This is a genomic window from Pseudomonas fjordensis (genome assembly GCF_976987115.1).
In genome coordinates this window covers 6,306,580-6,320,311 of record NZ_OZ336860.1, presented here as the reverse complement: position 1 = coordinate 6,320,311, position 13,732 = coordinate 6,306,580, and the positions used below count along the sequence as shown (strand labels likewise).

The 13,732-nt window shown below is 62.1% G+C and carries 9 protein-coding genes; 1 reads left to right on the top strand and 8 read right to left on the bottom strand.

Features of this window, described 5'->3' with window-relative positions:
• Window positions 1-4 precede the first annotated feature (4 nt).
• A complete protein-coding gene (locus ACWHXD_RS28990; RefSeq protein WP_138762881.1) occupies window positions 5-742 on the top strand; it encodes a substrate-binding periplasmic protein in 738 nt (245 codons plus the stop codon).
• 613 nt (window positions 743-1,355) lie between these two features.
• On the opposite strand, the gene yccS is transcribed toward ACWHXD_RS28990, so the two are convergent.
• The 8 genes from yccS to betA all read right to left on the bottom strand — a co-directional run bounded on the left by yccS (window position 1,356) and on the right by betA (window position 13,707).
• Window positions 1,356-3,539, bottom strand: a complete 2,184-nt coding sequence (yccS, locus tag ACWHXD_RS28985) for a YccS family putative transporter (RefSeq protein ID WP_044271848.1) — start codon at window positions 3,537-3,539, stop codon at window positions 1,356-1,358.
• Window positions 3,540-3,682: 143 nt separating this feature from the next.
• Window positions 3,683-4,861 (bottom strand): BaiN/RdsA family NAD(P)/FAD-dependent oxidoreductase, encoded by a 1,179-nt coding sequence (locus tag ACWHXD_RS28980; protein WP_032897743.1) that lies wholly within the window; start codon window positions 4,859-4,861, stop codon window positions 3,683-3,685.
• 156 nt (window positions 4,862-5,017) lie between these two features.
• A complete protein-coding gene (dbpA, locus tag ACWHXD_RS28975; protein ID WP_232964675.1) occupies window positions 5,018-6,355 on the bottom strand; it encodes an ATP-dependent RNA helicase DbpA in 1,338 nt (445 codons plus the stop codon).
• 130 nt (window positions 6,356-6,485) lie between these two features.
• Complete coding sequence (gene mdtD / locus ACWHXD_RS28970; RefSeq protein ID WP_032894917.1) at window positions 6,486-7,913, bottom strand: multidrug transporter subunit MdtD; 1,428 nt, start codon at window positions 7,911-7,913, stop codon at window positions 6,486-6,488.
• 36 nt (window positions 7,914-7,949) lie between these two features.
• Window positions 7,950-8,840 carry an alpha/beta fold hydrolase gene (locus tag ACWHXD_RS28965; RefSeq protein ID WP_138762879.1) on the bottom strand — a complete coding sequence of 297 codons (891 nt, stop codon included), beginning with the start codon at window positions 8,838-8,840 and terminating at the stop codon, window positions 7,950-7,952.
• A gap of 197 nt (window positions 8,841-9,037) precedes the next feature.
• Entirely contained in the window at window positions 9,038-10,354 is a 1,317-nt protein-coding gene (locus ACWHXD_RS28960; RefSeq protein ID WP_032894922.1) for a TldD/PmbA family protein, read from the bottom strand.
• A complete protein-coding gene (locus ACWHXD_RS28955) occupies window positions 10,354-11,796 on the bottom strand; it encodes a TldD/PmbA family protein (RefSeq protein WP_138762878.1) in 1,443 nt (480 codons plus the stop codon). The genes ACWHXD_RS28960 and ACWHXD_RS28955 overlap by 1 nt, the downstream gene beginning before the upstream one ends.
• Before the next feature lie 216 nt (window positions 11,797-12,012).
• The gene (gene betA, locus ACWHXD_RS28950; RefSeq protein ID WP_032894927.1) at window positions 12,013-13,707 is read right to left on the bottom strand and encodes a choline dehydrogenase; all 1,695 of its coding nucleotides are present in this window, start codon (window positions 13,705-13,707) and stop codon (window positions 12,013-12,015) included.
• Between the last annotated feature and the right edge of the window lie 25 nt (window positions 13,708-13,732).

Below are 13,732 nucleotides of genomic sequence, written 5' to 3'. Positions count from 1 at the left end.
GAGCATGCCGCGATTGACTCGTGCCGTTGCTTTGATCGCAGTGCTGTTGCTGGCCCAGCCGGTGCTGGCACAGCGTCTGCGCCTGGTGGCGGATGGCTGGCCGCCGTTCACCGATGCCACCTTGATCAATGGCGGCCTGGCCACCGATATCGTCAGCACCGCCCTGGCCCGTGCGGGGTACGCCAGTGATTTTGAGCAGGTGCCCTGGGCCCGTGCGCTCAAGGGCGTGGGGGATGGGCGCTACGATGTGCTGATCAACGCCTGGTACGACGAGGCCCGCACGCAGTTTGGCCAGTTTTCTGCTGAGTACCTGCTTAACCGCGTGCGCTTTCTCAAGCGCAGCGACGATGACATCGCTTATCAAAGCCTGGCCGAACTGCGCGACGAGACCATCGCCGTGGTACGCGGTTATGCCTATTCGGCGGCGTTCGATCAAGACACCCAGCTACAGAAAGTACCCGTGCACAACTTCGCCATGGCAGTGCGCATGCTCGCGGCGCGGCGGGTGCGGTTGACGCTGGAAGATGAATACGTGGCGCGTTATTACCTGGCTCGGGAGTCGCCGCGGGTGCGCAATACCGTGGCGTTTGTGGGCAAGCCTTTGAGCGAGAACAGCCTGCATATTCTGGTCAGTTTGAAGAACCCCGAGCATGCGCAGATTGTCGCCAGCTTTGATCGGGAGATCGCCAGGATGAAGGCTGATGGCAGTTATGCGCGGTTGATGAAGGCGCATGGGATGTAGCGTGCGGGCCTCATCGCGGCATAGTTATCTACACAACGTTGGTGCGACGCTGACCCTGTGGCGAGGGAGCTTGCTCCCGTGACGGCCGGATAGCCGACGCGGCTCTAACTGACGCACCGCGATCTAATTGTGGGAGCTGGCTTGCCTGCGAAGACGGCCTGACAGTCAAAACAGTTATACCGAGTACATATCGATTCCTGCGGTAACGGCCACTTAGGGTTCCGCCCTGACGGCGGCTCACTTTTGAAAAGCGCAAAAGTAAGCAAAACGCTCTTGCCCCACCACTCGGCACCTCGCTTAGGCTCGGTGTGCCCGTAATCCGCCAGTGATTTGGGGGGCCGCCGCCACGCGCCATCCATGGCGCGGGGCGGCTAAACCGGCATCCCTGCCGGTTTACCCCCCAAATCCCTGTCGAATTCCGGCCAGCGTGGTTTAACGGGGCGAGTAAGATCAAAAGCAGATCAAGATCAAGAGCGACTCGCTTCGCATCGTGGTTTCAGGAGGCTGCTGCGAACTACACAGTTGTGTAGATACCTATGCTCATCGCGGGCAAGCCCGGCTCCTACATGGGAATGCGTTCCAATGTGGGAGCTGGCTTGCCTGCGATAGCGGTCTAAGCCGCACCGGTATCCTTGATCAAATGCGCCGCCAACGTACGCAACGGCCCCAACTGCCGGCAAATCAACGCCAACTGCGTCTGTACCAACCGCTGCCCTTCGTCGATTTCATCAGGCATTTGCTCAAGCTCGGCGGCCAGCGCTTCCTCGGCATCACTCTGGATCGCAATCGACTGTTTGTTGGCCAGGCCGGTGGCGATCTCATCGATGCTCGCCGCCAGGCTGTTGCCCGCGCCTTCGATCAAGTGTTCACGCACATCGCTCGGTAGCGAAGTATCGCGATGCGCACCCAGCCCCGACAAATAGCTGAGCAAGGTGTGAGACAGCACCAGGAAGCGAAAACCCACATCGGCTTCCTTACGGAAGTGCCCCGGCTCCATCAGCATATTGGCCAGGGTGGTGGACAGCGCGGCGTCGGCGTTGTGGGCGTTGCGGCGGGCCAGGCGGTAAGCCAGGTCGTCGCTCTTGCCGGCGGCGTATTGCTGCATGATCTGGCGCAGGTAGATGCTGTTGCAGGTCAGGGTGTTGGCCAGCACTTTGTTCAAGCGTCGGCCTTGCCAGTCCGGCAGGAACAGGAACACCGCCAGGCCCGCGATCAGGCTGCCGAGCAAGGTATCGAACAGGCGTGGCAGGAATAGCCCGTAGCCATCGCCCACCTGGTTGAAGCAGAACAGCACCATCAAGGTGATTGCCGCCGTCGCCAGGGTGTAGCGGGTGGTGCGGTTGATAAAGAACACCAGGCCTGCGGCGATAGCGAACATCGACTGCACCACCGGGTTGGGGAACAGGTCGAACAGCGCCCAGGCCACGGTGAGGCCGATGGCGGTGCCGATGATCCGCTGGCCGAGTTTGCGCCGGGTGGCGCCGTAACTCGGCTGGCACACGAACAGGGTAGTGAGGATGATCCAGTAACCCTGAGACGCATGGATGGCATGCAGGGTGGCGTAGCCGACGGTCAACGCCAGGGACAGGCGCAGGGCGTGGCGAAACAGCAACGAAGTGGGCGTGAGTTGGGTGCGCAGGCGCGTCCACATTTCCTTGAGGTTGCGCGGTGCGCGGTCCAGCAGGTTGCTGTCGGTGGCGTCGGCCAGGGCATCCGGGTTGCTGGCGTCGCCCAGCAGGCGGTCGAGGGTGGACAGGTTAGCCGCCAGGGCGCGTAAGGAGCGCAGCAGGCCACGCCAGGCCGGGTTGCTCTGGATGCGCAGGTGCTCCAGGGACGCGTTGAGGTCGCCCAGGGCTTGGGCAAAACTGTCGTCATAGATGAATGGTTGGCGCAGTTGGATCGACTCGGCCAGGGTCTGACAGGCCTTGCCTTGCTGGCGCAGCAAGCGCTGGCAACGAAACAGTACATCGCTGTGGAAGAAGGCTTCGGTGAGGGCGTTGTAGGGGTAGTGGGAGGAACTGGCGCGCTCGTGGATGTCCTGGGCCAGGAAGTAGAGTTTCAGGTAACGGCTGACCTTCGAGCCCGGCCGGCCATTGCCGACGCGGTGCAGGATGATTTCCTTCGCGGCATTCAGCGCAGCCACTACCCGGCCATTTTGCTGGGCCAATTCCAGGCGCCGCGCTTCTACATCCAACTGCCGGATCGGTTCGAACAGGGAGGACTTGAGCTTGAGGTAACGCCCCAGCTCGCGGAACAACCGCGCCAGGCTCTGCTGCACCGGCTGGTTGGAAAACAGCGCCTGCCACAGCACCGACAACGCGCCGTACCAGGCGGCACCGGCGACCAGCAGCAGCGGCTCATGCCAGAAGTCCGTGACGGCGCCGCCGCGCTGGTCCACGCCGATCATGGTGTAGACCGACAGAATCAAGGTGGCCGAAGCAATCGCGCCATAGCGTTCGCCCAACGCGCCGAGCATGGTCAGGCCGAAACTGGCCAAGGCCAGGGCGATGGCAAATATCCAGGGGTAAGGGAACAGCAGCTCTACCGACAGCGCGGCGATGCTGAAACACACCAGTGTCACCGCCAGCGCGTTGAGGCGGCCTTGCCAGCTGTCATCGGTCTCGGCCAGGGCGCTGGCGATAATCCCCAGGAACAGCGGGATCAGCAGCGTCATTTCATCCTGGTACCAACACAACGCCATGCTGCCGGTGAGGGCGATGAACACCCGTACGCTGTAGCTGAATTTATCCAGCGCCCACAGGCGCCGCATGGACTGCTTGAACGAGGTCGATGACATGAAGTCTGGAGTCTTCCGGGACATTGTCGCTAAATTGAGCCAGTAATGACGCCACGGCAAGCGCGGCGATCACATCGGACAGCAAAATGTTCAGTATCACTGCAAAACCAGCTCCCACAGGGGATTGCATTTCAAAGTGCAAGTCAGGCGTATTGCGCGGCCGCGTAGCCCGAGGCCCAGGCCCACTGGAAATTGAACCCGCCCAGGTGGCCGGTCACATCCAGCACTTCGCCGATAAAGTACAGGCCGGGGCTTTTCAGCGATTCCATGGTCTTGGACGACACTTCCCGCGTATCCACCCCGCCTAATGTCACCTCGGCGGTGCGATAACCCTCGGTGCCGGCCGGTACCAGTTGCCAGCTCCCCAGTTTTTGCGCGATATCGGCAATTTCAGCGTGGGTGTACTGCTTCATCGGCTTGGATTCGAACCAGCTTTGGGCCAGCAGGTTGGCCATCTTCTTGGTGAAGATCTCGCCCAGCAGGGTTTTCAACTCGCTGTTGGGGTGTTCGGCCTGTTGCTGTTGCAGCCAGGCATGGGCGTCGTGGTCGGGCAGCAGGTTGATTTCTACCGTGTCGCCGGAGTGCCAATACGAGGAAATCTGCAAAATTGCCGGCCCGCTCAGGCCGCGGTGGGTGAACAGGATGTTCTCGCGAAAACTCTGGCCGTTGCAGCTCACCAGGCAGTCGACCGAGGTGCCGGACAACTCGCCGCACAGCTCCTTGAGCTGGTCGGTGATGGTGAACGGCACCAGCCCGGCGCGGGTCGGCAGCAGTTCGTGGCCGAATTGCTTGGCCACTTGGTAACCGAAACCGGTGGCGCCCAGTGTCGGGATCGACAAACCGCCCGTGGCGATCACCAGCGATTCACAGCGCAGTTCGCCCAGGGTCGTTTGCAGTTGATAGCCGCTTTCGAGCTTGGCGATGGCCTCGATGGAGGTGTCCAGGTGCAGGCTCACGCCGGTCTGGATGCACTCATCAAGCAGCATGCCAAGGATGTCGCTGGACTTGTTGTCGCAGAACAGCTGGCCGAGTTTCTTCTCGTGGTAGGGCACGCCGTGCTTGGCCACCAGCCCGATGAAATCCCACTGGGTGTAGCGGGCCAGGGCGGACTTGCAGAAGTGCGCGTTATGCGAGAGGAAGTTGGCCGGCTCGGTGTACATGTTGGTGAAGTTGCAGCGGCCGCCACCGGACATCAGGATTTTCTTGCCGGCCTTGTTGGCGTGGTCGATCAACATCACTTTGCGCCCACGCCCGGCGGCGGTCAGCGCGCACATCAAGCCTGCGGCGCCGGCGCCAATGATCACAACTTCGGTCGAGCGCACAGCCATGTCCTCACAAAAATTCTGAATTGAAATACAGTCAAATGTGGGAGCGGGCTTGCTCGCGAATGCGGTGGTTCAGTGACAAACATGTCGACTGATACTCCGCATTCGCGAGCAAGCCCGCTCCCACAATGGATCTCACCCATCGATAGATCTTTACAAAATACGCACGCGCAGCGAACGGCCTTTGATCTTGCCGTCATTCAAGCGCTGCAGCGCCTGCTTGGCGATGCCGCGTTCCACGGCCACGAAGGCCTGGAAGTCAAAGATCGCGATCTTGCCGACCTGGGCACCCGGAATGCCGGCTTCACCGGTCAATGCACCGAGGATGTCGCCTGGGCGAACCTTGTCTTTACGCCCGGCGGCGATGCACAGGGTGCTCATCTGCGGCAAGAGTGGGCCACCGCTTTGTGGCTTGAGGTTGTCCAGTTGGTCCCAGTTCAGCGGCGACTTTTGCAGTTGCTCGATGGCCTGGGCGCGGTGGGCTTCGGACGGCGCCACCAGGCTGATGGCGATGCCGGTCTCACCGGCACGGCCGGTACGGCCTACACGGTGGATGTGAATTTCCGAGTCGCGGGCCAGTTCGACGTTGATCACCATGTCCAGGGCGTCGATGTCCAGGCCACGGGCGGCAACGTCGGTGGCCACCAGCACCGAGGTGCTGCGGTTGGCAAACATCGCCAGTACCTGGTCACGGTCGCGCTGTTCCAGGTCACCATGCAGGCCAACGGCGGAGATGCCCTTGGCGGTCAGGTGGTCGACGGTTTCCTGCACTTGCTGCTTGGTAAAGCAGAACGCCACGCAGGAGGCCGGGCGAAAGTGCGCCAGCACCTTGGTCACAGCGTCCATGCGCTCTTCCGGGGAGATCTCGTAGAAGCGCTGTTCGATCTGGTCGTCGGAGTGGAACGCTTCGGCCTTGACCTGTTGCGGCGCACGCATGAACTTGGAAGCGAGCTGCTTGATGCTCACTGGGTACGTGGCCGAGAACAGCAGGGTTTGGCGGCGCGGCGGGGTCTTGCTGATGATGTCTTCGATGGCGTCGTAGAAGCCCATGTCGAGCATGCGGTCGGCTTCGTCGAGGATCAGGGTGTTCAAGCCGTCCAGCACCAGCGAGCCTTTACGCAGGTGCTGCTGGATACGGCCCGGCGTGCCGACGATAACGTGGGCGCCGTGCTCCAGGGAGGCGATCTGCGGGCCGAGGGACACGCCGCCGCACAGGGTCAGTACCTTGATGTTGTCCTCGGCACGGGCCAGGCGGCGGATTTCCTTGGCCACCTGGTCGGCCAGCTCGCGGGTCGGGCACATCACCAGCGCCTGGCAACCGAAGTAGCGCGGGTTGATCGGGTTCAACAGGCCGATGCCGAATGCAGCGGTCTTGCCGCTGCCGGTCTTGGCCTGGGCAATCAGGTCCAGCCCTTTGAGGATCACCGGCAAGCTTTGCGCCTGGATCTGCGTCATCTCGACATAACCCAGCGAGTCGAGGTTAGCCAGCATGGCGGCGGACAGGGGCAAAGTATTAAAAGCGGTGGCGATGGTAGTCACGGGACTGGCTCTGCAAAACAAAATGTCGCGCAGTGTACCAGTCTCGTGGGATTTTCCCCGCAAGTTCTCGACGAGACGCCCATTAGTGCTCGATATCGTGCTCGCGGCTGACCACGCGTTTGCCGTCCTTGGGCGACAGTTGCAGGAAGATCGCCGCCGCCAGCATCGCCATGATGCCCACGGTGAGGAAGGTCAGCTGGAAGGCGCCCAGCACCGTATTGACCCCGTCATTGCCGGCTTCGGCGGTAAAGCCGCCGAGCAATGCACCGGCACAGGCCACGCCCAGGCTCAGGGACAACTGCGCCACCACCGACAGCAAGCTGTTGCCGCTGCTGGCCTGGGCGTCGTCGAGGTCGATCAGGGTGACGGTGTTCATCGCGGTAAATTGCAGGGAGTTGATGGCCCCCAGTACTGCCAGCATGCCTAGTAGTAACGGGTAGGGCGTTTGTTCGCTGACCAGGCCCATGCTCGCCAGCATCAGGCCCAGGGCCAGGGTGTTGCCGGTCAGGACGATGCGGTAGCCGAGGCGCTCGATAAGCGGGCGCGCGATGGACTTGGCGAACATCGCCGCCGCCGCCAGCGGCAGCATGCTCATGCCCGCTTCTGACGGCGAATAGCCCAGCGCCACTTGTAACAGCAGCGGCACCAGGAACGGCAGTGCGCCGCTGCCCAGGCGCGCAAACAGGTTGCCGAGGATCCCCACGGCAAAGGTGCGCGTCTTGAACAGCACCGGCGAGAACAGCGGGTTATCGATATGCCCGGCGCGCAGCCAGTACGCCGCCAGGCAGGCAAGCCCGCCGAACAACAGCAACATCACCCGCAGGTGCGGCAGGTGCAGTTCGCCCAGGCCCTCCATGGCGATGGTGATCAGCACCATCGCCGCGCCGAACAGCAGAAAGCCCAGGCCGTCGAAGCGCGTGCGCTCGCTGCCGCGCAGGTCGGGGATGAATTTCCACACGGCATAGCAGCCGATCATGCCCACCGGCAGGTTGATCAGGAAGATCCAGTGCCAGGTCAGGTATTGCACCATCCAGCCGCCCATCGTCGGGCCAAGCAAGGGGCCGAGCAGGCCGGGAATGGTGATAAAGCCCATGATCCGCACCAGCTCGGAGCGCGGATAAGCGCGCAGTACCACCAGCCGCCCGACCGGCAGCATCAGCGCGCCGCCCAGGCCCTGGACCACCCGTGCGCCCACCAGCATGCTCAGGCTACTGGACAGCGCGCAAAGCAACGACCCGATGCTGAACAGCATGATCGCGCCAAAGAAAATCTTCTTGGTGCCAAAGCGGTCGGCGATCCAGCCCGAGGCGGGAATCAGCAAGGCCACGGTGAGCATGTAGGCAATCACCACCCCCTGCATGCGCAGCGGGTTTTCCGCGAGGTCCTGGGCCATCGCCGGCAGCGCGGTGTTGAGAATCGTCCCGTCCAACGACTGCATGAAGAAGGCAATCGCTACCACCCAGGGGAGCCAGCGGGCGGTCTTGGCATCGAGAGGGGCACGATTCGGCATGGGATCCCTTTTTATTAGCAGGCTATGTGTTGGCGATTATGCGCCATCCGTCGCCCCTTTTCCCACTGGCGGTTCGTCTATAGCTGACAACGTCGCATGCTCGCCCACCAGGAAGTCCAGCAAGGCCCGATGCACTGCCAGCGCGGCTTCGCGGGACTCCAGGTCCAGCAGATGGCCGGTGTGTTCGGCCACGGCAAAGCTGCTGCGGCCTACATAGTGTTTGAACAACTGGGCCTCGTCGGCCGGGGTGTATTCGTCCAGCGCGCCGTTGAGAAAGTGCACCGGTGTTTCAATCTGCTTGAGCGCCGGCAGGTAATTGCCATCGCCCAAGGCCAGCACCTGATGGATATGAAAGCGCGCCTGGCGGTACTCGGTGGTGGCCATGGTCGACAGGTGCCGATGGTTATTGCGCTTGAGGCGCGGCGACAGGTATTTGCCCACCGTTTCGTTGAGCAGATGGCCGACCGCCGACTTGTCATCGGCCTTGATCAGCACACGCACGCGCTCGACATACTCCAGCATCGCCTGGTTGAGGTTGGGCGCCAGGGCCATCACCACCGAGCTTTCGATGGAGGGCGGGTTGTGCGCCAGGGTCAACAGGGTGGAAATGCCACCCCATGACGCCGAGACCAGATGGTTGACCGCAAAGCGCGCCACCAAGGCACGCAGGATTTGCACTTCGTCGTCCTTGGTAACCAGGTCGAGTTCGGTGTTGTGCTCGCGTGACAAGCCAGAGAAGGGCAAGTCGAACAGCAGCACATTGAAGTGCTCGGCCAGGCACTTGCTGGTGCGAGCAAAGGAGCGCGTAGTGGATAGCGCGCCGTTGACCATCAGTACGGTTTTTCTGTGCGGGTCGTTACCCAGTTGCTCTACGTGAACGTTGTAGTGCTTGTACAACTTCTCAATGACAAAACTTCCATGGTTCATCTCAAGACTCCAGCTTGCCTTTCCCAGGCAAGGTTATGCTCTCGTGGGCAGGGGTGGCGGGATAGACGTTTCTTTGCAGTGCAGGTTATTGCTCTGTAGGAGCGAGCTTGCTCGCGAAAAACGCCAACGATAACGCAGCGCTGACAGCCAGCCCGCAGTGTCTGTACGTTCTTCGCGAGCAAGCTCGCTCCTACGGTTTATAAGGTCAGCGTCAGGCGTTTTACCAAAGCGCCTGGCAACAGGTTGGAAGCGGTATTGCGCTGGCTGTAGGTACTGGCCGACAACAGCAGCTCCCGATCAGCAGTCAGCGCTTCCAATTGCGAACCGAGCAACTGATAGACACTGTCATCAAAGCGCATGGTGCTGACCGGCGCCTGGATCTCGCCGTTTTCCACCCAGAAGGTCGCAAAGCGCGTCATGCCGGTCAGACGCGCTGCCGGCAGGTCGGAGTAGTTCAGGTACCACAGGTTGCTGATATACAGCCCAGTGCCCAACTGCTTGAGAATATCGGCCTGGGCCAGGTTGCCGGCCGCCATTTGCAAGGCGCTGGGCGACTCGTCGCTGCTGGCGCCGTTGGTGTTCAAGCCGTATTCGGCGGCGCTGCGCGAGTTGATCAACTGCCCCTCGGCCTGGCCTGCGTTGATCAGGGTGACATCCTTGCGCGGGTAGCCTTCAGTGGAAAACGCCTGGCTCAGGGAGCCGCTGATCTGCTCATCCACCGTCACCAGCGGGCTCAGTGACTGATCACCCGCGTACAGGCGTTGCAACGAACTGCCTTTGCTGGCAATGGCCTGGGCCGAAAAACCACCCCAGGTGATGATGCTGATGATTTCTTCCAGCGCTGCCGGCGCCAGGTAGGCGCGGTATTGGCCGGGCGCCAGGTTGTGCAGCGGGCGCCCGAGAAACGCCAGTTGCTCCCGGGCCTGTTGGAAACGCGCGGCGAAGTCAGCGCTGTTCCAGGTGTGCCCGGCGTAGCTGGCTTTGACCGCTTCGCCATTGGCGTGGAACAGGCTGAAATCGAAATTGAAGCTGTTAGCCCGGTGCCAGCCGAACGCGCCCGTTGAGCTGGCGAAACCACGGCTGATGGGGCCTGCGGCGTAGAAACCGACCAGGTCCACGCCGTCGGCGGCCTGGCTGATATCGTCCAGCACCTGGGCCAGTTCCGGCAGCGGGCGCAGCTGTTCGTTATGGTTGTGCCAGGAGTCTGGGTTCAACCTCAAGTACGGGTCTGGCGGCAACAGCGGCAAGGTCTCGCGCAGTTGTTGCAGGCCATTCGCCAGGCGCTGGCGATCCAGCTCCGCCTCGCCCGACAGGGTGATACCCAAGTCGGCGTGGCGCCCATCGTTGATCAGCTTGAGGTTCAGGCTGGCCTGCTGTACCTGGCCGGCCTGGCGCACCTGCGCGTGGTTGAAGCGCACGAACTCGGACGCTTCATCCGCGTAGCCGAGTTGAAAGTGTTCCTTGTCGGTGATGGCTTGCTGGAGCCAGTCCACCAGTGCCTTGAAGTGGTTCATCAGGCATCTCCCCCAAATACATCGACATTGCTGAATACACAGGCCGGCGACGCATGGCCGACGCGGATCACCTGGTTGGGTTCGCCCTTGCCGCAGTTCGGCGTGCCCAAGACCTTGAAGGTGCTGGCATCGCCTACCGCGCTGAGCTTGCGCCAGAACTGCGCGGAGATCGCCCGGTAGTTGGGGTTCTTTACCACGCCCTTGAGCTCGCCGTTTTCGATCAACTGGCCCCACTCGCAGCCGAACTGGAACTTGTTGCGCGCATCGTCGATGGACCACGAACGGTTGGTCGACATCAGGATGCCGCTTTCAATTCCGCCCACCAGTTGCGCGAGGCTTTTATCCCCGGGCTCGATATTCAGGTTGGCCATGCGGTCGATGGGCGCACGGTTCCAGCCGCAGGCGCGGCTGTTGGCAACGCCTGGCAGGTTGGCGCGAAATTGCGACAAGGCCCCGCCCAACGGCTTGAGCAGCAGGCCCTCGCGAATCAGAAATTGCTTGCTGACAGGCGTGCCGTCGTCGTCATGGCCGTAACTGGCAAGCTGTTCGGGAATGTCCGGGTCGAAGGTCACGTTGAGCAACGGTGAGCCATATTGCAGGTGGCCGAAGTCGCTGGCCTTCACAAAACTGGTGCCGGCGTAATTGCGCTCGTCACCGAGGATGCGGTCCAGCTCCAGCGGGTGGCCGATGGACTCGTGGATCTGCAGGATCATCTGGTCGGGCATCAGCAGCAGGTCACGCGGGCCGTGGGGCGTATTCGGTGCGAGCAGCAATTGCAGCGCTTCGTCGGCCACTTTACGGGCGGCGCCCACCAGGCCGAAGCGCTGGATCACGCCGGCACTGCCTTGCTGGCCGAAGTTGGTACCGCCCAGGGTGCGGGTCTGGCTGTCGTTGCCGTCGAAGGCGGTCACACTCAAGCCGGGGAACACGAAACGCTGGGCCTGACGCAATTGCGCGCCGGCGCTGTTGAGGTAGATCTGTTCGACCCGCGTGGTGCCCAAGCTGACTTCCCAACTCACCAGGCGCTCATCCTTGGGCACGGCGGCGGACTCATCGCCGAGCAATTGGTAGCAGTCGCTCAGGGACGGGAAGGGCTGGTCGAGGTCGGGCGACAGGTAGTCGGCGACGTCGCTGGACACCGGTTGCTGGTGCAGGTCGAGCAGGGCGTGGGGCTTGATCAACCGGGCTTGCTGTTCAGCACGCTCAAGGGCGGCTTGCAGGCCGGCAAGGGAAATATCGTTGGTCGCGGCGTAGGCTTCCACGCCGTTGAGGCGCACGGTGAGCATGGCGCCTTCGTCGTGGCCCAGGTGAGGCGGTTCGGCGACGTTCTTGCGCACCGACAGGTACTGGCCGGATTCGCGTACGTAGCGCAGGGAGAAAAATTCGGCAGTGGTGCGCAGGGCACCGAAGTGTTTCTTGAGCGTGGCGTGGTATTCGAACATGGGGCCTTCCTTGTGGGCGGCTCGGCGCGGGCAGGCCAACAGAGTAGGCCTGGGCGGGGAGCTGATCAAGGGAGGTTTTGTTGTGTGATCGTTCCCACGCTCTGCGTGGGAATGCCACCCCGGACGCTCTGCGTCCGCTCTTGAAGGGCGTGACGCGGAGCGTCACAGGATGCGTTCCCACGCGGAGCGTGGGAACGATCAACCGCGGTGTTTCAGTTACTGCGCAATCTCACGCAGCGGCTTGCCACGCACCGGCGCATCGCCTGCCACGTAGTAATCGGCGGTGCTGCGCGGCAATGGCTTGCGGCCACGGATCTTGTCGGCGATTTTCTCGGCGATCATGATCGTCGGCGCGTTGAGGTTGCCGGTGGTGATGATCGGCATGATCGAGGCATCGACCACACGCAGGCCCTGCATGCCATGCACACGGCCTTCGCCATCCACTACAGCCATCTCGTCGGTGCCCATCTTGCACGAGCAGGACGGGTGGAACGCGGTTTCGGCGTGCTCGCGGATGAACTTGTCCAACTGCTCATCGGTTTGCACGTCGATGCCCGGGCTGATTTCGCGGCCACGGTATGGGTCCAGTGCAGGCTGCTGCATGATTTCACGGGTCAGGCGGATGCCATCGCGGAACTCCTGCCAGTCCTGCTCGGTGGCCATGTAGTTGAAGAGGATGCTCGGGTAGTCCCGTGGGTTCTTCGACTTCAGCTGGATACGGCCACGGCTTGGCGAACGCATGGAACCCATGTGCGCCTGGAAACCGTGCTCTTTCACACCGTTGCTGCCGTTGTAGTTAATGGCTACCGGCAGGAAGTGGTACTGGATGTTCGGCCACTCGAATTCTTCACGGGTACGGATAAACCCGCCCGCTTCGAACTGGTTGCTGGCGCCGATGCCGGTGCCGTTGAACAGCCATTCGGCACCAATCGCCGGCTGGTTGTACCAGAGCAGCGAAGGGTACAGCGACACCGGCTGGGTGCACGCGTATTGCAGGTACAGCTCAAGGTGGTCCTGCAGGTTTTCACCCACGCCCGGCAGGTCGTGGACCACGGGGATGTCGAGGCTTTCCAGCAGTTTGGCCGGGCCGACGCCGGAGCGTTGCAGCAGTTGCGGCGAAGCGATTGCGCCGCTGCACACCAGTACTTCTTTACGCGCACGGGCTTCAACGCGTTCTTCGGCGGCGCCGATCAGGTAACGCACGCCCACGGCACGCTTGCCTTCGAACAGTACTTTGTCGGTGAGGGCATGGGTGACGATGGTCAGGGTCGAACGCTTTTTAGCCGTGTCTAGGTAACCGCGTGCGGTGCTGGCGCGACGGCCGTTCGGCGTGACGGTACGGTCCATCGGGCCGAAGCCTTCTTGCTGGTAGCCGTTCAAGTCTTCGGTACGTGGGTAACCGGCCTGTACGCCCGCTTCAACCATGGCGTGGAACAGCGGGTTGTTGCCCGCTTTCGGCGTGGTCACGCTGACCGGGCCGTCGCCACCGTGCCAATCGTTAGGGCCGATGTCGCGGGTTTCGGCTTTGCGGAAATACGGCAGGCAGTCCAGGTAGGTCCAGTCTTCCAGGCCCGGCAGCTTCGACCAATTGTCATAGTCCATGGCGTTGCCACGGATGTAGCACATGCCGTTGATCAGGGAAGAGCCACCCAGGCCCTTGCCGCGACCGCATTCCATCCGGCGGCCGTCCATGTGTGGCTCTGGATCGGTTTCGTAGGCCCAGTTGTAGCGGCGGCCTTGCAGCGGGAAGGCCAGTGCGGCTGGCATCTGGGTACGGAAGTCGAGGCGGTAGTCCGGGCCACCGGCTTCCAACAACAGGACGGTGACGCCTTCGTCTTCGGTCAGACGGGTCGCCAGGGTGTTACCGGCGGAGCCGGCACCCACAATGATGTAATCGTATTCTTGGGACATGAATGTACCCTCTTTGAAGTATGGT